This is a genomic window from Acinetobacter sp. YH12129 (assembly GCF_013418685.1).
Lineage (GTDB): Bacteria > Pseudomonadota > Gammaproteobacteria > Pseudomonadales > Moraxellaceae > Acinetobacter > Acinetobacter amyesii.
The window spans coordinates 1-25,037 of sequence record NZ_VPBP01000040.1 but is presented as its reverse complement, the minus strand read 5'-3'; the positions used below and the strand labels follow the sequence as shown (position 1 = coordinate 25,037).

The following is a 25,037-nucleotide window of genomic DNA, read 5'->3' as shown; positions in this document are numbered from 1 at the left end:
TTGAAAGAAAGCAGTGTTTTGATTATGGACAATGCGACCTTTCACAAAGGGAAAAGACTTCAGGAGTTGATACGTTGTGCAGGCCATTACATTGTGTGGCTTCCTAAATATAGTCCAGATTTAAATCTAATAGAAAATATGTGGTCACGAGTCAAGGCGATTCGAACTAAGTTTAGAGTTAAAGATATTGATAAATTATTTAAAGATTACTGTAATGATTTATTTGGTATTTAGCTATAGCTCGCTATTTCATTTTATTAAATAGCCTAAGCAAATTAAATAGTTGTTACATAAAATAGCCTAAGTGTGATTAATAAATTTTAACGGTCATTTGATTTCATTCCATCAACTAGGCATCATAATGTCAATTTAACATAGTATTCAGAAATGATCCTAAATTACGAATATCATCAAAAATTAGAAGGCGAAACGCATCCACTAGTCTTTATTCACGGTTTATTTGGCAGCCTGAGCAACTTAGGGATGCTTGCCAGAGCTTTTCAAAATTCACATTCAGTGATTCAGCTCGATTTACGAAATCATGGTAAATCACCTCAAAGTACAGAAATGAATTATCGTGAAATGGCAAACGATGTACTTGAGACATTAGATGTAATTGGCATCGATAAGTTTTCAGTGATTGGCCATTCCATGGGAGGAAAGGTCGCAATGCAATTGGCTTTAATCTCAGAGCGGGTAGTGCAACTTGTTGTACTGGATATCGCGCCCTTTGCATATCAAGAACGTCATCATGATGAAATATTTAAAGCTTTGATCGCTGTACAAAATGCACAAATTCAATCTAGACAACAAGCGGTTGAAATTATGCGTGAGTATATTCATTTCGATATGGTGATACAGTTTCTGCTCAAGTCTTTTAGCAAAGGACAATGGTTGTTTAATGTAGATGCGTTGTATAAACAATATGACCAGATTATTGGTTGGGAAAATATTGAAAATACTTGGCAACAGCCTGTATTGTTCATCAAAGGTGGAGAGTCACCTTATATTTCAAAAGTGGAACATACCAATACGATAGAACAACAATTTCCAAATGCGAAAATTGTAGAGATAGAAGGCGCAGGCCATTGGTTACATGCAGAAAAAACAACTGAAGTAATAGAGCAAATACAAAATTATCTAGAATAATACAATGTGCCTTCAATTATATTTTGAAGGCACAACATCGAAATATTACTCAATTGAAATATTATTGGCTTGAAGCTGACCTTCAGAGGTGAGTAGTGCCGCCATCTCTGCAGTTTTTTTCAGGCCTGGCATACGATATTCTGTATGGCCATAATCTTGAATGGATTTCCAGCGTCCGCCCCATGTTAAACCGACAGACTCAGCGGCTTGACCGTAAAGTTGATAACCACGCATAGCCCAAGGGTCTCGTTCAGTAATGACCACTTTTCCATTGCGTTTAAAGGCGACATCGGCTGCTAAACCAAACTGATGATAACTTTGGAAGCCACGGGCACGAGTGGTATTTTTATTGGTGGCTAAATTATTTTGACGTTCTGGACTACGATAACCTTCAAGCAAAATCATTTCATAGCCATGTTGTTCACGCATGATTTTGAACACCATCAATAAACGCTGCTTATAACGAGGGTTCATTTTATGCCATTTACGATCTGCTGAAGGCACATCCGTAGAGTATGAATGCTTATGGATATCTTGAACTTCTGGATTAAAGCTTGAGGCCATAACAGATGGCTGCTCAATCATTGCAGCTTCTTCTGCAATTGCTTCTTGAACAAGATATTCTTCGACTTCAGGAGGGGCATCTAAAACTTGCCCATCGAGCATCGAGTAAATTTGAGGATCGACTTTGCGTAAATAATCTGCTTCTACTTTACTTGCAGTAATCGGGCGAGTAAAAGCAAATAATAAAATACTGGCAAACAGTAAAAAGCCTGCAAATAAAATCCACCATTGTTGTAAATGCCAGTGTGATTGAATCTGTTGTGGTGCTGCAGCATAGTTCAGTTCATAAGCAAAATTTTTGGCGTGTTGAATTCTTTTTTTACTTTGTGGAATGATTTGAAAGAAAAAATCTTGAACTTTAATTCTTAGCTCATAAGAAAAGCAAAGCACTGTCACCAGTGCTAAGACAAAGAAACAACTAACCAAAAAAATGATCATGGAGAAACTGTAGCGCTCACAGTCGCATTGGCAGTGCTTGTTGCAGCAACCACTTTTGGACGTTTGGTTTCAGAAATTTGCGTTCCGCCCATCGGTTCTTCGAAGTGCTCATCTTCTTTCACTACTTTCGTAGATGGCTCTGTAGGCTTGGTCACCTTGGCCGTTGTTGGCGAAGCTTTTGGTTTCGCTATAGTATTTGGAATATGTGATTTAACGGTTGTTGTAGCAGCTACAACAGGGCGCTGCGGTTGGGTAATTTCAAAAGGTGAACGGTTATTCGCCACAGCTTGAACAGGCTGAGTTGCCTTAGCCGTGTTACCATGATTGAAAGCAGTAGCTAAATCATTCGAATATAAGTCATTATCCGGATCTTTTTCTTCAGTTGCATGAACGGTTTGCTGCGCTTTTTCAGCTGAAGCTTGCTCATTTTCGTTTTGACGAGGTACAGCGGATGCCTCAGTTTCAACTTTATCTTCAGTTGGGGCAGAAGTAGTCATTTCTGCATTTGTAGGCTGATCGTCAGAATTTAGATAAAAATATCCCAGGCCAACAACAATAATCACCGCTGCACCAACAAGAAAGCCAATCGCAGCATGAGCTAAAGGCGGTAAATTATTTTTTTGAGTCGACTGTAAAATTCTAACGTTATTCGATTTTTCGTTTGCCATGGTGTCTAAGTCTTATGGTAAATGAATGGTGATATAAGCCTGTTCCGATGGGGCAGTTATGACGTTTTGATATTGTGATAACGCCTGATTATTTTGGCTAGATAACATATATCTCAGTCCACCAAATGCTAATACAGCAAACAAAGCCCAAAAGATAATGATCCAAAAAAATGGTAATTCACGGTGAATAATGTTTTTAATTTGATCCGGTAATGCCGCGAAAGGCGAAAACGCCTTTTTACCTTTCATATAATCAATTTCATCACCGACACGTGCAACGAGTGAATTGAGCATTTCAATCGATTCAAGTCGGTATTTACCATGAAAACCAAGGAGCATGCAGTAATGATAAACTTCAAGTGCTGCTAAACGATCTTTATTCTTAGAACGAATTTGCTCTAAATTTTCAAAAAAGCGGTAACCCGCAAGCTGTGAACCAAAAAGACTTAATTGCAATGGATTCATCATCCAATTGTTTTGTAAATCAAAAAAGCGTGCATCTTGTTGGGTGACAATGGTTTCATCTAATAAAGCGCAATAGGCATATTTTGCGTCCGTGATATCTTCATTGCTGAATTGAAGCTTACGGGCTTGGCTTTCAAATCGGTTTAATAGATCCATAATTTTTGTCCTGAAACTTTCAGGGCTGGATGGAACATATTGATTTTTGAGTAAGAATACGATGTAAAAACCATCATGCAGTAGATCAACTAAATTGGTTGAACTGTTGATTTTCGGTTCAGCACTTGGTTTTGAAGAGCCTAATCCAATTTGACCATCGTCAAAAAGTGAAGGGGCATTATTTGAAATATTCATGATTGCTCCTTAACCATTCATCACTGCAATAAGTTCAATCGAGATATCTTGGAAGCCAGCTGGTATGTAAACGCAGATGGATTCAGAATCAAGCATACGTTGATACAAATCATTATTTGGCTCAACTTCAAAATAACTCACACCTGAACGTACCGGAATTGCTGTTGGCACTTGCATCATATGTTGCAATGGAACAGCCGGTAATGCTGCCATGACACGCTGTTCAACATCGACAGTATTGCCGACTTTAAAGCGCAGTGGTACATAAGAAATAATGTCATGTGTAGGCATTACACTACTTGAAACAGCTAAATACAGGCGCGAATCGCGAGTAATTTTGTCACTTTCAAGACTGCCCACCCAGTAGGATTGACGGGTTTCTTTCAAGTTAATACTGATATATCGATTTGAAATAATCGTATCGAGCAACTCACGTAAAATCACATCTAATTGAGCAAAACTTTCTTGCAAATTATGATGTTGATATTGTGGGAGTTGATCTACATCATAAGCTGTAGAGAAGGTGAGTAAAGAACCTGTCAGACGTAATAATTCAAAATACAAACGTTCAGGATGAATCAGTGGATATTGCAATAAATGATTTAAGGTCGCATGTGCAGTATTCAGCGCATTAACCAACCAAAATGACACAATATCACCTGAACGGAATTCAATTAACTTTTGTTCGTTTTCACGATTATTCGATTGAATGGTTTTAATTTTAGCTTTGATAATATTGAGCGTTCGTTTAAGCCCAGTAATCAGCGAATCACACGAACTAATATGTAATATTGGTGGAATGAATTGATAATCTAAAACAAAATTACCTGAACTTTGGCGCTTAATTCGGCCAATAGGCATGTAAAGAAAACCATCAAGATTGTGCTGTGGTTCTTGGCCTAATTCAAAGATTTTAAACTCTGCACGGCGGTGTAATAAAGTAATTTCAGCAGCCGTCGCATCTGTAAACAAATCATGAGTTTCAGTCAAATGTGAATGATAGCGACTCGATTGGGTATTTTCTTCAAAATTGACGTTTCGTTTATTCGGTTGAACGATCGGTAATGCTAAATAAATTTGCATTTCACCACGTAAATTTAATGAATCAAGTAGTATAGGCTCAGGTAATAAATCTTGTGCAGGTGCTTGATAAATCTCGCCATCTTGCCAAATCATTTCGACTTTATTCAAAGCCAAAATATTAGTACTGAGTTGTGATTCATCAAAAATTAAACTTTGAATACCATAAGCGAACGGTATTGTTGCGCGAACCGTATGGTTTAAACGCTGTTCATGATAAGCATCTTGTAATTGAAAGTGTTGCGGGCGTAAAAATAATCCTTCACCCCATAAAATTTTTTCTGCTTTAAACATTGTTTTTACCAGTCGCTATTCGATTCATTACTTTGTTGCTGAACACCTAACATTTCTTGTACAGCTTCAAGAGGGTTTTCCTCCTTAATCACATGAGTTAACCATTCATGTAGAGGCATTTGTGACCATTTAATGGTTTTTTGCAGCATATAACTGACAGGGCTATGCGGCTCATTCACTTGAAAATAGTCAGCAATATCTTGCAAGACTTTCATGGCTTGTTCACGATTTTCAAGATGATTTTGCACTTGAGGTTTAAACTGCTGTGTATGCTGTTGTTGTATTATTTGCATATCATTCTGCACGGAAGTTACAGTGGAAAGTGTCTGGCTTTCAATTGGAGAATTTGATTGAACCTGTTCAGCGCTCGATGAATTGATAAAAGCATCTGCTTTATAGATTTTTTTTAAACTCAAGTGAATCATTTCGATTTGAGAGTCAATGCCAGCAAAGCTTGGCGCATCTAAACCCATCAAATCATCAAGAGTCGTTTTTAAGTTTTCCCAATGGTTTAAAATATCTAAAAACTGTTGGTAATACTGGTATTGAATTGATTTTGAGGTATTGAACAAGGCATGTTCAAACTGTTCCATACCATTAAAAGACTCTTCTTGATCATCATCTTCATGGTTGGATTTACGTCTTTGGTTTTGAACATGAAGTAGTCGATCATAGTCGGATAGGGAATAAGCTGCCGCGCCATGAACGATTGAAACTGATTTAATTAATGTTGGGATTTGATTAATTATCCCTTGTAATAAACCTAGACGTTGATCAAGGTCATCATCTTCAATTTCAGGATGAAGTTGTAGCCAAAAGTCTTGCAAACTTTTTTGTGTAAGTTCAATCCCTTTGGCAATCCCTTCGAAACCATGAATGTGAGTCCACGCTTCAAGCAACCAACCATATAAGCGAATATCTTTTGTATGTTCGCGAAGTAGATCTGACGATTTTTGGTGCACAAAGCCCCAATCTGCCTGTTTTGGTTCTGCGATCCAGTCGCCTTGATCCAAGAGCGGGTCATCTTGTGTTTTAGCTTTTTTAATTGCATGAAAATCATTTGAAAATGAAAAATCACTACCGCAAGGTAAATCGTCCGTAATCGGTTGCAATAAAGCGTCGAGCTCTAAACTCATATTCTACATCGTTCCTAACTTATGCTTCTAAGGTTTTAGTCTTTTTGCTGCTGCGTTTTTTCGCAGGTTTACTTTTAGGATCTAAAACATAAATAATTTCATCGTCTTTGACATCGATTTCAATGACTGATGGAATCTTTTGTTCACTCATTGCCATCAACAATTCAGTGGCTAAAGCAGGTAAGACCGTCGCATTTAAAATGTTGTCGACATTACGCGCACCACTATCGACCTCAGTACAGCGACTTAATAATAATTCGACTAAATCATCGGTATAGCGTGTTTGCGTACCATATTGTTTTTCAATACGCGCGGTGATTTTGCCTAATTTATGCTGAATAATGCGTACGAGCAGATCATCGTGCAATGGGAAATACGGCACGATACGCATACGACCTAAAAATGCCGGCTTAAATTGTTTATATAAAGCTGGTTTTAATACATCTAGAAGTTCTTCTGCTGACGGCCATTCTTCTACTGGCTGATTTAAACAGGCCTGCATAATGGCACTTGAGCCTGCATTTGAAGTCAATAAGATCGTAGTATTTTTAAAGTCAATGACACGACCTTCGCCATCTTCCAAAGTACCTTTATCGAATACTTGGTAGAATAGCTCTTGAACATCGCTGTGTGCTTTTTCAATCTCATCGAGCAAAACCACACTATATGGATTTCGGCGAACTGCTTCGGTTAATACGCCGCCTTGGCCATAACCGACATAGCCCGGAGGAGCGCCTTTTAAAGACGAGACGGTATGTGCTTCTTGATACTCAGACATGTTAATGGTGATTAAATGTGACTCACCACCATATAACTCGTTTGCTAACGCGAGTGCAGTTTCGGTTTTACCCACACCACTTGGGCCAACCAGCATGAAAACGCCTTGAGGTTTATTTGGATCTTCCAATTTTGCCTTAGAGGTTTTAATGCCTTGTACCAGTTGATGCAGTGCATAATCTTGACCCATCACACGTTGTTCTAACTGTGCTTCAAGCTTCAAAATTTGCTGAATTTCATCATTCACCATTTTCCCAACAGGGATACCGGTCCAGTCTGAAATGATTTCATTAATAATTTGAGCATTTACACGTTCAAAAACAAGCGGCGTTTGACCTTGTAAAGTTGCCAATTGGTTACGTATATTGCTTAAAGTTTCAATATTTTCTGGTTTTTGCTCGGACTCTTGTTCAAGCGTTTTAATCTGTTGAACGAATTCGAGTTCTTTTTTCCACTGCGTTTCTGTCGACTGAATCTCTTGTTCAAGCGCGGATATTTGTGTTTTTACACTTTCAATGCGTTCGTGGTGAATAGGAATATTCTTATGTTCATTTTCAAGAATCGCCAATTCAAGCTTCAAATTATGTAATTGAGCATGAAGTTGATCCAATTTTACAGGTTGTGCATTTTGCGTTAATGCAACACGTGCAGAAGCCGTATCTAAGACACTAATCGCTTTATCAGGCAATTGACGGCCAGTGATATAACGGTGTGATGCATGGACTGCTGTAACAATAGCTTCATCGTCAATTTGTAAATTGAAATGTTTTGCCATTACGGGAATCATGGCACGCAACATGTCAATTGCAACTTCCTCAGTCGGTTCATCGACCTGAATTACTTGGAAGCGTCGGCTCAATGCGGCATCTTTTTCAAAATACTGCTTATATTCAGCCCAAGTCGTTGCGGCAATGGTTCTTAACTCACCACGTGCAAGCGCCGGTTTTAATAGGTTTGCTGCATCATTTTGACCTGCTTGACCACCCGCACCAATCAACGTGTGTGCTTCATCAATAAATAAAATGATTGGATGTGCAGAGGCTTGAACTTCATGAATGACTTGTTTTAAGCGATTTTCGAATTCACCTTTAACACTGGCACCCGCTTGTAGTAAGCCCATATCTAAAGTATGAATGCTGACATTTTTTAAAGCATCTGGAACTTGGTTGGTTGCAATTTTTAATGCCAGACCTTCAACAACGGCCGTTTTACCAACACCAGGCTCACCCGTTAAAATCGGATTGTTTTGACGACGACGCATCAAAATATCGAGCATTAAGCGGATTTCAAACTCACGACCAATCACAGGATCAATGCCACCATTTTTAGCTTTTTCAGTAAGATTAATGGTGTATTGGTCTAGAGCTGGTGTTTTAACTGGCGTAGTTGCATTCGTTTGTACTGCTGATTTTTCATCAAGTGATGCTGTTGCTAAATCTTCATTTTCAATGCTTTTTAGGCAAAGATCTAAAAATTTATGTTTAATCGTATCGATAGGTAATAAATCGAAAAGAGAAGAAGCTCTTGCTGCAATTTGGTATAAATCTGGCGCGGTAAGGAGCGCAACAAGTAAATGACCACTACGAATTTGTGGATTTTGTTCAGCAGAAGCTAATAACCAAGCTTGTTCAAGTAAGCGCACAATGGATTGGGCAAAAATAGGAGTGCGCGTATTTCCTTTTGGAAGTTGAGCAATACTTTCTTTGAGGTCATCTGCCAAACCATCTGCAGAAACTTTGTATTTTTCTAAGAGTATTTGAAGGTCATTTTTATTGTTATAGGTTAATAATTCGAGTAAAAAATGTTCAATTTCGATTTCATAATTTTGCTGTGAAATACATGTATTGGCTGACTTTTCAAGTGAAATGCGGGCGTGAGGTGAAAGTTTAGTAATTAAAACTTTTAAATTATTCATAAATAACTCATCAAATTTAGAATCCACAGTACGAAATTTTACAAGTTTGACTGTGATCTCTTTTTCTTGCTATAAAAATAAAAACTTTAAAATCAACACCTTATATGTTATTAGTGTCTTGCTTTAGGCGATATAATACAGACTAAATAAAAAAAGGAAAAAGATTTTTTTATAAAATGAAACAAAAAAAAACAAATAGTCGACAAACTTTGAAGTATTTGGCACATTTTTGTATTGACTCTATGTGCTTATTTTTTGTTAAATCTGCAGCATATTTTTAATTTTGATAAATGAAGAGAAAACCCACGGGAAAATAAGTGGTGATTTCTCCACATAAATTAAGTTTTAGCACGTAGAAATACAGAGGCAATTTTGAATAAATTTAGTGTTTTATTACCTATAATTTTAGCAGCCAGTTTAACACAAACCGTTTTTGCAAAAGATAAAGCGGCATCTGTGAAAAAATCCTGTTTAAAGAATTATCCACTGGCAGTAGGTGATACAGATCCAGAGATTATTGGTTTTTATAATCAGTTATGTGACAAAAAAAATAAGAAAAATGAGAACTTAAAAAATGAAATTTTTGTAGATATTGCCAAAAAATATCAAGCCAATGGTTACAATTTAAAAGCATTGCAAGCGGTCAATCTGCTGCGAGAAAAGAACTATCAGTCGCCTGAACTTACTGATGTCACTTTTTTAGCAGGTATCGCTATTTCTTATAATGCGCTGAATCATATGCGGAGTAATGAAAATCGTACTCTAGATGAACAGACCTATTCTCCTGCCAAAGTGTTGTCGGATAATATTCGTTATATTCAGCCGACGATTGATAAATCTACGTCTACTGCAGCAGATGCTCGTGAAAAAAGCACTGAATCTTCGAGCAATGTGAAATCTAAACAGACGATACCTACAAAAAAACGAACCAATACAGCGTCTACGAAGCCTAAACAAACGAATACAGCAGCAAGTAAAAAGAAAACCACCACGACAGCAAAACCGCAAGCTACAGCGAAAAAACCTGCTACTGGTGGTTCACCTTTCGATACATTGAAGAATAAATAACAAGGAAAAGCACTCATGGCAAAACGTGAAAGTGTACAGAAAAAACTTCAACGAATTCGTCCTCCTCGTGTTCAATTGACTTACGATGTTGAAGTTGGCGACGGTAAAGAAATTAAAGAGTTACCATTCGTTGTAGGGGTGTTAGGTGATTTCTCTGCGGCATCTGAAGTAGAGAAAACTAAATTAAAAGACAAGAAATTCATTAATGTTGATTTAGATAATATTGATGAGGTAATGGAGTCTTTAGCGCCACGTGCTAATTTTCAAGTTGAGAATACCTTGACTGAAGACGGTGGAAAAATGTCGGTAGATCTTACATTTAAGAGCATGGCCGATTTCACTCCAGAGCAAGTTGTACAACAGGTTGATCCATTACAAAAGTTAGTTGCCGCGCGTGAGCGTCTGTCTGACTTGCGTAATAAAATTTCAAATAATGAACGCTTAGAAGATTTACTGGATGAAGTGTTACATAACACTGATCAAATTCGTAAGTTGAGTGTGGAGGCAGAAAATGAGTAATTTTAATACTGCAACTGCTGCAAACCTTGAAGCAACTGAAGAATATTCGCTTTTAGATTCAATTGTTGAACAAAGTCGTATTGCGCGTACAGATCAAGAACATGATCGTGCAAAAAGTCTGATCGGTGAGCTTGCCAAAGAAGTCATGGCAGGTACCATCACCGTTTCGGACAATATGACTTTATCAATTGATAAGCGTATTGCTGAAATTGATGCGTTGATTTCATCTCAGTTAAGTAAAATCATGCACCATGCTGAATTTCAAAAAATTGAATCGACATGGCGCGGTTTGTATTATTTCTGCCAAGAAACGCCTTCAAACTCTCTAACAAAAATTCGTATGTTAAATACGACGAAAAAAGAGCTGATTAAAGATTTCCAAGGTGCGACCGATTTTGACCAAAGCACATTGTTCAAAAAAATCTATGAAGAAGAATATGGATCATTCGGTGGTGCACCTTATGCAACACTGATTGGTGATTTTGAGTTTGACCGTACACCTTCTGATATGTATTTGCTTGAGCAAATTTCACATGTCGCGGCGGCTGCACATGCACCGTTTATTTCGGCTGCTAGCCCGAATATGTTGGGACTAGAGTCTTTTACTGATATTGATCGTCCGCGTGATGTATCTAAAATCTTTGAAACAGCAGAATATGTACAATGGCGTTCATTCCGTGAAAGTGACGATGCACGTTATGTTGCGTTGACAATGCCACGTGTATTGGGTCGTTTGCCATATGATCCAAAAGAAGGCATTGCCACTGAAGGCTTTAACTTCGTTGAAGAAGTTTCCGGCGAAAACCACAATGAATATTTATGGATGAACGCGGCTTATGCTTTTGGTACACGTTTAACCAATGCTTTTGATATGCATGGCTGGTGTGCTGCGATTCGTGGTGTAGAAGGTGGTGGTTTAGTTGAAGGCTTGCCTGTCCATACGTTCAAAACCAATGATGGTGAAGTGGTCTTTAAATGCCCAACTGAAATTGCCATTACCGACCGTCGTGAAAAAGAGCTGAGTGATCTTGGTTTTATTCCGTTAGTTCATTGCAAAAATACTGATTATGCAGCATTTTTCGGTGCGCAATCGACGCAAAAACCTAAAAAATATGACAGCGATACAGCTAATGCAAACTCTGCATTGTCTAGCCAGATCCAATACATCATGGCAGTTTCACGTATTGCACATTATTTAAAAGCAATGATGCGTGACAAAGTAGGTAGTTTTGCATCAGCAGGTAATGTTGAGACCTTCTTAAATGAGTGGTTATCGCAATATGTATTACTTGATGATGGTGCATCTCAAGAAGCTAAAGCTCAGTATCCATTGCGTGAAGCTTCTGTAAAAGTTGTAGAAAATCCAGCTTTGCCTGGTCACTACAAATCTGTGGTTTTCTTAAGACCACATTTCCAGTTGGATGAGTTGTCTGTTTCATTACGACTTGTGACCGAGTTACCTCAGTCCTCAAATTAATTTTGGGTCAACACTATAATAACTTTAAATAAATAGGTATTCAGAACAATGAAAGATATATACATTCAATTTCGTGGTAAGTACAAAGTAGACGGCGAATCTCGTGATGCAGAGCACAAGAGTTGGTTAGAAGTAAACTCTTGGACGCATAACATCCGTCAACCTAAATCTGCGACTTCTTCCAGTGTGGGTGGTCACACCGCAGAACGTGTAGAACATTCTGACATGGTTTTTGTTAAAGATTTAGATGCGACAAGCCCTAAACTTTGGGAAGCATGTTCAGCAGGTTATACATTTGATGAAGTTCAAATTGATTTTTACCGTGCGAATGGCGACAAACGCATTAAATATCTTCAAATCAAACTGAAACATGTGTTGGTTTCTAGTGTGACACCAACCGTAAATGATGAAGGTGTTCCACACGAATCATTTGGTTTGAAATATGCTGCAGTAGAGTGGACATATAACCAACAAGATATTAACGGTACTGCGAAAGGTGCTGTTACTAAGAAGTGGTCATTATCTAACAACACTGCTTCATACGCAGCGTAATAGATGGATTCAGATAGAGGCTAACTTGGGTAGCCTCTATTTTCATTTTTTTAAATATTTATAAGAAGATATGAATCTCGATCAGCTTTATCCTTATGGTTTTAGAACGACATTATTTGACCGCTTATTACCAGCTGATGCTCAACAGACTCAAGGTCTGTCTTTGCAAGAACTTCGTGAATCTGTTGCTTCCGATTTAGAGGATCTCCTCAATAGTCGTGTGGCAAAATTAGATGAACTGATTGATGACTTTCCATTAGCAAAAAAGTCTATTTTGCAATTTGGCATTATCGATTTTGTGGGCTTATCGACAGCAAATCCATCGGATCGTGACAAAATTTGCCAGTCTATTGAACAATCGATTGCTGCACATGAGCCGCGTTTAAAGCAGATTCGAGTCGAAATGCTCATGGATGGTCATAATATGGGGGCACTATGTTTAAGTATTCAGGCATATTTAAATATTCATCCTTTATATGAACCGGTTATTTTTGATGCCTTATTAAAACCAACAACACAACAATATGTTATTTCTCCAAGAGCTTAATGAAGTGGGTTATCTGTGATTGAAGAGCTGTTACCGTATTACGAAAAACAACTACAGGAATTTGGACAACAGTCCCGTGAATTTGCCAGTAAATACCCCAAAATCGCCCAGCGTTTGTCTTTAAACCAAGAACAAATAGATGACCCGCATATTGAGCGTTTAATTCAAGCATTTTCTCTAATTTCTGCACGGATTGATAAAAAACTTGCAGATAGTTATGACGTTTTTACCCGTTCAATTTTTGAGGTGATGTTTCCTCAATATTTAAAACCATTTCCTGCATGTTCTGTGGTGAGCTTCGAAGATATAAATAAAATTAAGCAATTAACAGATCGACACGTTATTCCAAAGGCGACCAGTCTAAAAGCCAAAAGTACGCGTGGTGTTCAATGTGAATATCAGACGGTACAAGAAGTCACTTTATTACCGATTCAATTAAAACAGCTCAATTTCAAAACTCATCCATCGGCACATATGCATTTAAATCAAAATGCTACATTGAGCTTAGGATTTGAAATTTTTTCGAATAAGCACGCTTTACTCAAAAATGAAACTTTGCCGATATTTTTAGACGCTATTTCTAATTTTCCTTTACAGGTTTTAGATAGTATTTTTAAATCGACTACGAGTTTTTCGATTCGTGTGGGGCAGCACATTTTTGATATTGCCAATCCATTTGAAATTATGGGCTTTGATGAAGTTCAAAGTGTTCTACCTATCGATCAGCATACGCATCATGCATATCGTTTATTGATGGAATATTTTTGTGTTCCTGAAAAATTCAATTTTTTAAATCTAAATTTAGATTTCATTAAGTTTTTAAGTTTAGAACACAGTGAATTTGATGTTCAAATGCACTTTAAGCTTAATTTAAACGATCAAGCGGCAATTCGAAATTATTCTGAATTAAATGCTGCAAATTTTAAATTGTTTGCTACACCAATCGTTAATCTCTTCAATAAACAAGCAGAGCCGCAAAAGATTAATCATAAGCGAATGGAATATCCATTGGTGACAGATGCGCACCATCCTGAATATTTTCAGGCCTATAGCATTTTAAAAATGAATATGGTGCGTGAAAAAAGTAACCAAGATGAAGTGTATTATCCGGTACTGCCTTTTTTTGCAATGAGTCATTATCATCAAGATAAAGTCCAGTTTTTTTATAGTTTAAATCCGCAGCAGATGAAGAATAAACATCAGGAATTAAACTATTCAATCATATCTCGTGCTTTAGACCCGCATAGTACTCAGTCCGATTTTATTAGTACTGAACTTTTGTGTAGTAATCGTGAGTTACCTTACGAAAGTTATAATAAAGATCAGAATGCATTAACACTGAATGATAGTAATTTGGCACGTCGTGCTCTGATGCTCAAACGACCGTCGTTACCGTATTATTTTGAGCAAAATAAACAAGAACAGTGGCGGGTCATTTCACATTTATCTTTGAATAATATGTCTTTAATGAAAGGCGATGCGGTCTCTCATATTAAAGAACTTTTGGAATTGTATAATTTACCTAAATCAAAAGAAAACCAAATTATTATCGACTCCATAAAAAAGATTCAGTTTTCTACTACGCAGAAACTTGTGGATAGTAAACCATTTCCATTATTTGTCAGAGGTTTAAAAGTACAGCTCGATATCGATGCGGATATATTTAGAGGACATAGCCTATATATATTTAGTCAATTGCTGGCCCATATCTTTAATTTAAAAGTCAATATGAACAGCTTTGTCGATGTCTCGGTTTTTGATGCAAATAGTCAACAGGAGTTATACCAATGCGTGCAGAACGTTGGTGGCAAGAAAGCTCTGTAATTGACGGACTTTTCCAAGAACCGAAAGCCTACGAGTTTGTTCAAGCCACTCGTTTGTTAAGACATGCACCTTATGGAGCGGCTCAAGTTCACTGGGCAAATGACTTTGAGTTTAATAGTTCACTTAATCTGAACTTCCCGAACACTGAAATTGAAAGTTTAGAGTTCAACGATGAGAAAGTTGAACTGACAAATTTAATGGTAGGTTTAACGGGTATTCAAGGTGCATTACCTTATAGTTATACCAATAAGATTAAGCTCAGCGGGCGACATCAGCGACACGAAACTCAAAAGTTTTTAGGGCTGTTTAATCATAAATTAACAGCACATTATGTTGATGCCAGTTTAAATTATCATTTACCTATTCGTTATGAAATCGAGCAGGATAATCACTATCTTGATATTTTACATGCATTAAATGGTTATATCCGTAGCCAGCATGATCAGCCAGATTTAGATGATTATTTTGCTGAATTCTCAGGTTTAATGCAGGGGCAAAACAATACAGCTTATGCATTAAAAACCATGCTGAATTGTATCTTTAAGCAGAAATTTGATATTCGAGAATTTATCCCTGAAACTTTTGTATTTGAAGAAGATCAGAGAACATGTTTAGGTGGATCTCAGCCAAGCTTATTGGGGCTGAATACTTTTTGTGGTGAGAAGATTCAACAGATTGACGAAAAAATTGAAATCGTGATTGGACCTTTAAATCATGAAGATTATTTAACATTTTTACCGAATCAGGCACGCAGCCTAAAATTAAAACAAATGATTCAAACTTGGTGCAGTCCAACATTAATGGTGGATGTGCGCTTAATTTTACAAAAAGAAGAAATAAAACCGGTGTGTTTAAATTCTTTGAGCGGAATTGGTTTAGCTCAGGGAGCATTTTTACAGCCGAATAAACAGGTCGATAATACAGAAACCTGTTATGCCTTAATGGGGAATTTATAATAATGCTGAAATTAATAATTGGAACCTTTAGTACGCTTTTTGTTTTGTGTACTGCTTTCGTGATTTTTTACTGGCGAGATACAGGCTATGACCCGACAGCTTTCGATTTAGTCACATACTTTTTACTTCTTCCTTTAGCTTTATGTGCAATTATTTTGTCGCCTTATTTGCTTTACAAGGGCATTCAACATCAAAAAGAAAAAAAACTTGAAGCTGAAAAACGTGCAGAAGAACAAGCTGAGCAACAACAACTTGAGGCCATTGAACAAGCAAAACCAAAGCCTATTGATGTACAGCAATTTCGTTTAAATGTTTATTCTTCAGCGGCTTGGCATAGTTTTGGTGAAAACGAACAAATTATCCAAGATATTCAACAATTCAAAAGTCCTGAACTCGATGATAAGTTATTTAATGCATACGGTTTGCCTGTTCTTTCATTTCGAATCAAAGATTTAGATGAACTCACTAATGAAGAAGCAGATGATGAATATAGTGCCATCACCATGCGTGAAAAACGAATCCAGTCACTTATTCAGCAACAACTAGAGCAACACGTTGAAAGTCTATTTTTAATTGCAGAGCATCTGAAGCAATCAGCACTCTTTTATGATAGTGAATTGGCATATCAGTACCGTATGCATCCGGGTTGGGTGGATCCAGATTATACGCAAGATGAACATTCAGAACATTTGGCGAACTATGCACAGCAAGTTTCACGTTTAAATCGTTTAAATGTCCATATTTTGCTTGCTGATAATTTGATTCATCAATGGAATGATGATTATGCTCAAATTATTCAGCAGTATTTATCTGACGGATTTTCGATCATTCCCGAACAAATTCATATCGAGCCACATTTTATCGGCACTCAAGTCGCTTATTCAGAATGGTTAAGCATTTTAGAGATGATTTCAAAACAAAAGTTTGAAGTCAGTTTGATTCTCAATGCTGACTCTGAAATCGATCAAGAATGGATTGATGAAAAGATGTGGTTACAAGAAAAATACATTGCTGCAGAATTTGCATCGAGTTGGTGTTTGGCTGCTTCAGACGTTCAAGTTCGAGGTTTAACTCCAAATAAAGTGCTACAAGTGGTGGCACATGAGCCTGAGTTGAAACGTCATTTAGAGCTTCAAGCACTGAATAATTTAGATCAGTATGATCAAGAACAACCCTTTTTATTGATGTTAGATGATGCAACGGATATGAAAGTGGTGAAAAAATTACAGTATAAATTTAATGAAACAGCGATTGAAACCTATCATTTTTTATATACAAAACAGAATCTTGGAAATACCCAGCAATTGGCAAAAATTTTTGGATTCATGTTGGGTATGCACTTGCCAGAAGAGTTAACTGCCATGATTTATAGCACAGACCAAGAATCGACATTTGCTTTTATTCAAGCATTTTCAGTAGAAGATGAACTTGAACAAGAAACTGTTTAATTAGAATTAAGACGAAATTGAGAACATTGTGAACACACTATTTTATACGATCCTCGGTTATGTTTGGCAGTACGTCACCAATCCTAAAGCGATGGTGGCTTTGTCATTTTTTGTGGCCATTGTTGCCATGCATAATTCGATTCCGCAAAAGACTTTTTATATTGTGGTTGCTGTTTATATTCTCGGATTAATTCTGTGGGGTATATATGAATTAGTACAGCATTATCGTCATAAACAGCAAGGCGAGGAACTTGCTGAGGCGATTGCCAAGGATAATGAAGCTGAATACGGTAAACAAAAAAATAAAGAAGAACTTGCGCTGATCAATCAGCAAATGAAAGACTCGATTCAACTTATCCGTAAATCAAAACTCGGCGACAAAAAGGGTAATGCAGCCCTATATGAATTACCTTGGTACATGGTGATTGGTAACCCAGCAGCGGGTAAAAGTTCAGCGATTTATAATTCTGGTCTTAGATTTCCATTTGAAGAAACTCATCAGAAAATGGTGTCGGCAGGTCTAAGTGGTACTCGTAACTGCGATTGGTTTTTCTCTACAGATGGTGTCTTACTCGATACCGCAGGTCGATATTCTGTTTATGCCGAAGACCATTCAGAATGGTTAGGTTTCTTAAATATTCTCAAGAAAAACCGTTCTAAAGCACCAATTAACGGTTTAATCGTGATTGTTTCTGTGGCGGAGCTTGTTAGTCAAAGTCCTGAAAAATCAATCAAATTAGCCAAAAACTTACGCGCACGTATACAGGATTTGACGGAACGTTTAGAAATTTTTGCGCCAGTGTATATCGTTTTTTCAAAAATGGATTTGATTGCTGGCTTTACAGAATTTTTTGATTGTTATGATAAGGATGAATTTGATCAAGTTTGGGGTGCAACACTACCTTATGATCCAGACTCATCCGAACATGCTGTTGAGATGTTCGAAAAGCATTATTCAATTTTATATGATGGTTTGAAGAGCGTCAGTACTACGCACTTGAGTCGTCGTCATTCGCAAAATATTTCTCCAAGTGTAATGACATTTCCACTTGAGTTTAAAAGTTTAAAGCCAGTGCTCAAAACTTTTATTGGTACGTTGTTTCAAGACAACCCTTATCAGTTTAAACCGGTATTCCGTGGGTTCTATTTCACCAGTGCGTTGCAAGAAGGTGTGATTGAAAGTCCAATGACGGAGCAAATCGCTGAAGACTTTCATTTGGTGAAAAGTACGGATAGTGAGTTTGGCATTCCTACGAATTCTGTTTCGCAAGACCATGGTTATTTCTTAAAAGGACTCTTTTCAACCGTCATTTTAAAAGATAAAAATCTAGTTAAACAACATATCAATCCTGCACGTAAACGTCAGCGCTTTATGGCATTTATTGCTGCATTGTTATTGGTTGCTGTGGTGCTTGGGTTATGGGTTTGGTCGTATCGTAATAACCAACAACTCGTGGCGGAAGTTCAAGCTGACTTAGACAAAGTTGTGCAAATGGAAAGCCGTAGCGGAAGTGAGCTTTCGACTCAATTGGATGCATTGCTGATATTACAAGGGCATTTACAGCAGCTCGATCACTTTGATGAAGATCGTCCTTTGAAATATAGCTTTGGTTTATACCAAGGGAATAAAATTCGTGAAAAACTCAAAGTTGAGTATTTACGAGGTATTCAACAAATTGTATTAGCACCATCTCAGCAAAATATGGCGCAGTACTTACAACGTGTCAAAGCCAATGAATCGACGTTGAAAGAAAATCACGTCAATGTACAAATTACTCAAGCGGTGAAATCAAATCAGCCATATTTAGAACCATCGGATACCAATCCTCAGGATGCCTACAATGCACTGAAGGCGTATTTGATGATGAGCAATCATAAATATATGGAATCGAGCCATTTGAGTGACCAAGTTACTCGTTTCTGGCGTTCATGGTTAGATTCAAATCGTGGTCAAATGCCACGTGGGGAAATGATTCAAAAAGCCGAACAAGTTTTATCTTATGCGATGACTTTAGCTGCTGATCCTGCGTTCCCGCAAATGGAATCTGATCCTTTATTGGTAGATCAAACACGTCAATTATTAACGGCTGTTACTATGGGTATTCCTGCACGTGACCGCGTTTATAATGAAATTAAAATGCGTGGTTCGGTACGTTTCCCTGCAGTGACTGTGAAGCAAATTTTAGGTGAAACAGGCCAAAACAGCATGTTGGGTAGTTATGCCTTGCCAGGTATCTTTACTTACCAAGCTTGGAATGATTATGTAAAAGATGCGATTAACCAAGCCGCGAATAATCCGACGGATACTCAAGATTGGGTACTCAATACCAATCGTTCTGATGACCTGACGTTTAGTGGTAGTCCAGACCAGATCAGTAAACAGTTAACCGAACTTTATAAACAGGAATATATCGCTGAATGGCGTAAATTTTTAAATGCTGTGCATTATGGCAAAGGCGCAGATGTCGCTCAGCAGTCACGTTTTATCGATATTTTAGGTGAACCTGAAAATTCGCCAATTCGTAAAGTTGTCGACCGTATTGCAAAAGAAACCAGCTGGGATAATCCAATTGTTCAAGCAGAACTGGCTGCACCTCAGAAAGGCTTTATTGCCTGGTTTAAACGTAAAGTTCTTAGCCGTGATGATGCGCAGCAGGCACAGCAAGTTGCTTCAAAAGCCGGTCAAGGTGTTATTGCAAAAGAGTTTGATGTGTTCTATCAACTAGTTCGTAAGCGTGATGATCAGCAAAACAAATCAATTTTAGATGAATACATGCTGTCTTTGAGTCAAGTACGTAGTAAGTTCAATGATTTGAAGAGTGGCGGTGATATGGGGCCTGCAAGCATGACATTGGTGAAACAAACCATCAATGATCAAAACTCTGTCTTTAATAGCACGCAAAAATTTGTGGATGAAAAAATGTCTGTGGGTCTGAATGAATTAGATCAACAGTTGATTCAAAAACTCTTTATGCAGCCGGTGACTCAGTCATTTGAAGTTCTTTTGATTCCAGCTCAAAACGAAATTAATAAATTATGGGCAATGCAGGCGTATCAACCATTTACAACCAATCTTGCACCTAAATATCCATTTAATAGTAATGCTACTTTACAAGCGACCAGTAATGAAATTAGCCAAATTTTTGGTGAAAACGGAAGTATCGCTCGCTTTGTAAAAGAATATTTAGATCCATTGGTGATTCGTCGTGGCTATACCTTAACCACGAAAACATGGAAAGATTTGGGCATTGGTTTAAATCCACAATTTGTAGCGAATTTCCAACGCTATGTTGCGCCAAGTAATGGCGTTGCTACAGGGGAATTGAGTCAAGCAGCACCTGCGGCAACCAATCAATCGAACTTCCAATTCTTCCCATTAGAAAATACACAGTTGCTTTCATATACCATTGATATTGATGGTCAGCGTATGGTGTATGAAAATGGTGTTCAGCAATGGGTGAACTTCGTGTGGCCAAATAAAGGGGCAATTCCGGGTGCACGTATTACTGCAATTGACTTGGAAGGTCAAACGCATACGATTTTTGATGAGCCGGGTGAATATGGTATTAACCGATTGATTGAAGGCGCTCAGCGTACTCAAAATGGTAATTCATTTGAAATGGTGTGGCGTAGCAAACAAAATCCAAAAGTGTTTGTAAAAGTGAACTTCCGTTTAATTAGTGGTAACGCATCTGGCCCAACTACAGGTTCAGGCTATTCAGGTATGACTCTTGTTGATCAAGTGGTGACGAATAAAGGTGTTCGTGTCGTAGCAGCGCAAACGATGCCAGCAGGACAAGCACCTGTAGCGCCACCAGCGACTTCACCGATGAGTGTTGTACAAGGAACAGCAACACCATGATGATGAATTTAAAAATGAGAGCGGTGGCATTCGTGCAAAAGAGCAAGGAGTGTGACGATGTATGAAGTGAGAACGACACCGCTGTATTATGGGAAATGTCCAGCTCGTGGTGACTTCTTAAAGAGCCGTGAACAATATTCACTGATTCAGTTAATCGATCAGTGGATCACGGAGGCGCTTGAGTTCGCTATGCGTTCAGACAATTTTAATGCAGCGTATAACTCACTGCCTTCATTAGATTTCTTTATTGCCAGTCCAAAAGATAAGCGTTTTTTGGTTGCCAATTTGATTAGCAGTGAAGACAGTTCAAAGCGTCAATTTCCAATGGTGCTCGCTCATCTGCTAGAAATCGATGATCCTTTCGATAATATTTTGTATGCACCATATCGTTATAAACAGACTTTGATTGACTTATATCAGCGTAACCGAGTGATGCGTTCTATTCGCGATCCCGATATTTTGCTCGATAAATTAGGCAAACTGAATAACGAAATCCAAGTATTCGGAACAGAAGAAACCTCTTCTTTTTATGAGCACCATACTTTGCATTCATTTGCACGTTTATTGAATTTTACGCCTTATCAGTTGGCGCAAAGCATGATTGGTCTCGGTTTGCTGCTACAACCGATTATTCATCAGGGCACGTCTCGGTTGAATAAAGTGTTGATCTTACCGATCAATAATATTAGTTACTGCTATGAAATCGCGGCTTTTTGGGTCAATTTGATTAGTCGCTTTGTCGAAAACCAAGATGCTGAGTTATTCATTGGCATCCTACACAGTGATTCACCTGTTTTACTATTTGGTTTTCAAGGTGCTGATATTACTGCACTCAGTGATGTTTTTACCCAAAATATGCAAAGTGATCATTGGGTTTCCCTGATCGATGCCAGTTGGATTGATCCTTATCTTGAACAAAATGCAGGCTTAGCCGTTTTGGAACAGTCTTTGAGTGAGCGTCAGATCAGCCTTATTCATGGCATTAAACTTTTTAGACAGACTTTTATAGAAGAATAATGATGCAAAGAATCTTACCAATGTTGCCCAAATTTCTTGCGAGTGTGTGCATTTTAGGCTGTTCGGCTTTGCTCTGGGCAGAACCTATTGTGATTGAAGGAGCTGTACCGAATGAAGCAACCAAGCAAGAAATATTAAATAAAGCCTATTTGACCTATGGTCAGGCAAATGTGGTTGATAAAATTCAGGTTCGAGCGGTTACTGCACCCAATGGTTGGGGCAATAGCGTAAGCCAGATGATTAATGATGACTTAAAGAAAGTAAAACAGGGGAAACTCTCTGTACGCGGAACGCAAGTCGATTTAAGTGGAAAGATGTCAAATCAAAACGATATCCAACCCACGACCACCAAGTTTCAGTCTTTGGTCACAGCACCTTTTCGTTTCAATGCACAGCTTTCTGTCAATCAGGCTGAACAGGCTATTATTGATGCGGCTTTACGTAATCGTATTATTGAATTTGAATCGGGCAGTGCCATTTTAGCGCCATCTGGGGTACAGATCTTAGATGAAATGGTTGTCGCATTGAACCGTGTCGGTGGGAAAAAAGTACGAATTATTGGTCACACAGACAGCTCAGGAAATCCTGAGAAAAACTTAAGTTTAAGTCAAGATCGTGCTAATGCAGTTAAAAACTACCTGATTTCAAAAAATATTGCAGCGGCGAACTTAAGTACTGAAGGGATGGGATCAAATAAGCCTGTAGCAGACAATGCTACGCCTGAAGGTCGTAAGAAAAACCGTCGTATTGAGTTTGAAGTACTGTAACTATTTCAACTTAACTACAACGGCTAATGCAACGAATGAACCCAGTGTATCTAGACTGGGTTTTTTTATGCTAATTGACTCAGTCGATTATTTGATAACTGAAAACGACATTTTTTAAAGCAGCAGTGTTATAACTAAATAAGACTATATTTTGAATAGGGCTAAAGTTTTAATTTTTGCATTTTATACCACTAAAGCATTCATATTTTGAGCAATAAAACAGTGGATTCTAAAATCAATTAAGGTTAAAACATAAGAATCAGTTTTGGATATGCGTTTCATATCTACTGCTTTCAACCTTGTCGTTAAAGAATAATCACTTTTGACATGGCGCAAAGTTTTAAAAAATCTGCAGGACAGTGCGGAAAAACAACAACTCAATATGGATGAATGTGGGAGCAAAGAATGCTTGGTAATATGATGTTTAAACCGCTTTTGATTAGTAGCATGATTGAACATGCGGGTCGCTATCATGCGGATAGTTTAGTAATTTCAAAAAATACAGACACGACGATTACGAAAACCACTTGGGGTGAAGTCCATAAAAATTCAAAACGATTTGCCAATGTTCTTGCATCACTCGGTTTAAATTTAGGGGATCGTGTTGCGACCATCGCTTGGAATAACCATCGTCACTTAGAGTCTTGGTACGCTATTTCAGGTAGTGGTTATGTATGTCACACCATTAATCCACGTTTATTTCCTGAACAATTAATTTTTATCATCAATGATGCCGCAGACCGCGTCATGTTATTTGATAAAACCTTTTTGCCTTTAATCAAAGCAGTAAAACCATTATTAAAATCTGTTGAACATTTTATTTGTTTAGATGGACCAGATGCAGCGATTGTTGAAGCGGTGCCCGATGTGAAGTTTTATGATGAACTTATCGCGGGGCAATCTGCAGACTATACATGGCCAGAATTAGATGAATTATCGGCTAGTTCGTTATGTTATACCTCGGGTACCACAGGCAATCCGAAAGGCGTGTTGTATAGTCATCGTTCAACAGTCTTACACAGTTATGCGATTTGTATGCCGGATTCATTAAATATCTCAGCGAGAGATATTATGATGCCCGTTGTACCGATGTTCCATGTCAATGCATGGGGTACGCCATATGCTGCGGCAATGGTGGGATGTACTTTAGTGCTGCCAGGCCCAGGTTTAGATGGTGCGAGCCTGACACAAATGATTGATGACTATAAAGTATCCGTTGCATTAGGTGTTCCAACAATTTGGCAGGGATTAATCAATGCTGCGCAGCAAGCGGGCAGTCAGCTCCAAAGTTTAGTGCGAAATGTGGTGGGTGGATCTGCTTGCCCACCTGCGATGTTGAAAGTCTTTAAAGAACAATTTAACTGTGAAACGATTCATGCTTGGGGGATGACTGAAACCAGTCCATTAGGTTCTTCAAACCAGTTTAAAGCCAAACATTTATTATTATCTGAAGAAGAACAATTACAAGTAAGATTGTCTCAAGGTCGTCCACCATTTGGGGTCGATTTACGTATTACCGATGAAGAAAACGGTACACACGAAGTTGCACGTGATGGCGAAACGACGGGTAATTTACAGATCCAAGGGCATTGGATTATTGGCAATTACTTTGGCAAAACAGAATCTGCATTAACCTCAGATGGTTGGTTTGATACCGGGGATATTGCAACCCTGAACGAAGATGGTTTCTTAAAAATTAGTGACCGTTCAAAAGATTTGATCAAATCGGGCGGTGAATGGATTTCTTCTGTTGAGTTAGAAAATTTAGCTATGGGACATCCCAAAATTGCAATGGCAGCAGTGATTGCAGCTACTCATCCGAAATGGGATGAGCGTCCTGTATTAATTGCGATTAAAAAGCCAGATGTTGATTTATCTGATACAGAAATTTTGGATTATTATGCAGATAAAGTTGCTAAATGGCAGGTACCTGATAAAGTAATTTTCGTGGATGCTATTCCATTGAGTGGCACAGGGAAAATGCTGAAAAAAGATCTGCGTGAGCAATTTGGTGCTGTATTACTAGAAAGCCAACTTAATAGATCTCTTTCATAAATCAAAAAACGATCTTCTTTTTGGTTAATATTTGCACTCCGGATTTCTTAGCATTCGTGCATAATCTGCGGATGAAATACATCGATTCAAACAAGCTTTCTGATCCTC

The 25,037-nt window shown here is 38.0% G+C and carries 20 protein-coding genes; 14 read left to right on the top strand and 6 right to left on the bottom strand.

Annotation, left to right across the window (positions count from 1 at the left end):
* Positions 1-234 (top strand): transposase (locus FTU65_RS14580; protein ID WP_218949731.1); only part of this gene is annotated, 234 nt, incomplete at its 5' end.
* Positions 235-387: 153 nt separating this feature from the next.
* Positions 388-1,149 (top strand): alpha/beta fold hydrolase, encoded by a 762-nt coding sequence (locus FTU65_RS14575; RefSeq protein WP_168379488.1) that lies wholly within the window; start codon positions 388-390, stop codon positions 1,147-1,149.
* A 45-nt stretch (positions 1,150-1,194) separates the two neighbouring features.
* On the opposite strand, the gene FTU65_RS14570 is transcribed toward FTU65_RS14575, so the two are convergent.
* The 6 genes from FTU65_RS14570 to tssH are packed head-to-tail and all read right to left on the bottom strand — an operon-like array spanning position 1,195 to position 8,837.
* A complete protein-coding gene (locus tag FTU65_RS14570; RefSeq protein ID WP_180065985.1) occupies positions 1,195-2,151 on the bottom strand; it encodes a M15 family metallopeptidase in 957 nt (318 codons plus the stop codon).
* A complete protein-coding gene (locus tag FTU65_RS14565) occupies positions 2,148-2,819 on the bottom strand; it encodes a hypothetical protein (protein WP_180005376.1) in 672 nt (223 codons plus the stop codon). Before FTU65_RS14565 ends, FTU65_RS14570 begins: the two co-directional genes overlap by 4 nt.
* A gap of 12 nt (positions 2,820-2,831) precedes the next feature.
* The gene (icmH, locus tag FTU65_RS14560) at positions 2,832-3,635 is read right to left on the bottom strand and encodes a type IVB secretion system protein IcmH/DotU (RefSeq protein ID WP_111885479.1); all 804 of its coding nucleotides are present in this window, start codon (positions 3,633-3,635) and stop codon (positions 2,832-2,834) included.
* A gap of 9 nt (positions 3,636-3,644) precedes the next feature.
* The gene (gene tssK / locus FTU65_RS14555; RefSeq protein WP_180005375.1) at positions 3,645-5,009 is read right to left on the bottom strand and encodes a type VI secretion system baseplate subunit TssK; all 1,365 of its coding nucleotides are present in this window, start codon (positions 5,007-5,009) and stop codon (positions 3,645-3,647) included.
* Between the two features lie 5 nt (positions 5,010-5,014).
* The gene (tssA, locus tag FTU65_RS14550; protein WP_180005374.1) at positions 5,015-6,145 is read right to left on the bottom strand and encodes a type VI secretion system protein TssA; all 1,131 of its coding nucleotides are present in this window, start codon (positions 6,143-6,145) and stop codon (positions 5,015-5,017) included.
* 19 nt (positions 6,146-6,164) lie between these two features.
* Positions 6,165-8,837 carry a type VI secretion system ATPase TssH gene (gene tssH, locus FTU65_RS14545; protein ID WP_180022647.1) on the bottom strand — a complete coding sequence of 891 codons (2,673 nt, stop codon included), beginning with the start codon at positions 8,835-8,837 and terminating at the stop codon, positions 6,165-6,167.
* Between the two features lie 372 nt (positions 8,838-9,209).
* On the opposite strand from tssH, the gene FTU65_RS14540 reads away from it, so the two are divergent.
* The 12 genes from FTU65_RS14540 to FTU65_RS14485 all read left to right on the top strand — a co-directional run bounded on the left by FTU65_RS14540 (position 9,210) and on the right by FTU65_RS14485 (position 24,929).
* Complete coding sequence (locus FTU65_RS14540; protein ID WP_180005372.1) at positions 9,210-9,905, top strand: hypothetical protein; 696 nt, start codon at positions 9,210-9,212, stop codon at positions 9,903-9,905.
* A 15-nt stretch (positions 9,906-9,920) separates the two neighbouring features.
* Positions 9,921-10,424, top strand: a complete 504-nt coding sequence (gene tssB / locus FTU65_RS14535) for a type VI secretion system contractile sheath small subunit (protein WP_078193364.1) — start codon at positions 9,921-9,923, stop codon at positions 10,422-10,424.
* Positions 10,417-11,901 carry a type VI secretion system contractile sheath large subunit gene (gene tssC, locus FTU65_RS14530; RefSeq protein WP_168379480.1) on the top strand — a complete coding sequence of 495 codons (1,485 nt, stop codon included), beginning with the start codon at positions 10,417-10,419 and terminating at the stop codon, positions 11,899-11,901. Before tssB ends, tssC begins: the two co-directional genes overlap by 8 nt.
* A gap of 48 nt (positions 11,902-11,949) precedes the next feature.
* Positions 11,950-12,453 carry a type VI secretion system tube protein Hcp gene (locus FTU65_RS14525; protein WP_078190771.1) on the top strand — a complete coding sequence of 168 codons (504 nt, stop codon included), beginning with the start codon at positions 11,950-11,952 and terminating at the stop codon, positions 12,451-12,453.
* Positions 12,454-12,523: 70 nt separating this feature from the next.
* Complete coding sequence (gene tssE, locus FTU65_RS14520; RefSeq protein WP_078190770.1) at positions 12,524-13,000, top strand: type VI secretion system baseplate subunit TssE; 477 nt, start codon at positions 12,524-12,526, stop codon at positions 12,998-13,000.
* A gap of 15 nt (positions 13,001-13,015) precedes the next feature.
* Positions 13,016-14,824 carry a type VI secretion system baseplate subunit TssF gene (gene tssF / locus FTU65_RS14515; RefSeq protein WP_180005371.1) on the top strand — a complete coding sequence of 603 codons (1,809 nt, stop codon included), beginning with the start codon at positions 13,016-13,018 and terminating at the stop codon, positions 14,822-14,824.
* Complete coding sequence (gene tssG / locus FTU65_RS14510) at positions 14,788-15,780, top strand: type VI secretion system baseplate subunit TssG (protein ID WP_180005370.1); 993 nt, start codon at positions 14,788-14,790, stop codon at positions 15,778-15,780. Before tssF ends, tssG begins: the two co-directional genes overlap by 37 nt.
* A 2-nt stretch (positions 15,781-15,782) precedes the next feature.
* Positions 15,783-17,228, top strand: coding sequence for a hypothetical protein (locus tag FTU65_RS14505; protein WP_180065983.1), 1,446 nt, complete (start codon positions 15,783-15,785; stop codon positions 17,226-17,228).
* Between the two features lie 28 nt (positions 17,229-17,256).
* A complete protein-coding gene (tssM, locus tag FTU65_RS14500; protein WP_180005368.1) occupies positions 17,257-21,090 on the top strand; it encodes a type VI secretion system membrane subunit TssM in 3,834 nt (1,277 codons plus the stop codon).
* Positions 21,091-21,147: 57 nt separating this feature from the next.
* A complete protein-coding gene (tagF, locus tag FTU65_RS14495) occupies positions 21,148-22,107 on the top strand; it encodes a type VI secretion system-associated protein TagF (RefSeq protein WP_180005367.1) in 960 nt (319 codons plus the stop codon).
* A 20-nt stretch (positions 22,108-22,127) separates the two neighbouring features.
* Positions 22,128-22,874 carry an OmpA family protein gene (locus tag FTU65_RS14490; RefSeq protein WP_257222640.1) on the top strand — a complete coding sequence of 249 codons (747 nt, stop codon included), beginning with the start codon at positions 22,128-22,130 and terminating at the stop codon, positions 22,872-22,874.
* A 405-nt stretch (positions 22,875-23,279) separates the two neighbouring features.
* On the top strand, positions 23,280-24,929 hold the full coding sequence (locus tag FTU65_RS14485; RefSeq protein ID WP_180005365.1) for a long-chain-fatty-acid--CoA ligase: 1,650 nt from the start codon (positions 23,280-23,282) through the stop codon (positions 24,927-24,929).
* Positions 24,930-25,037 lie beyond the last annotated feature (108 nt).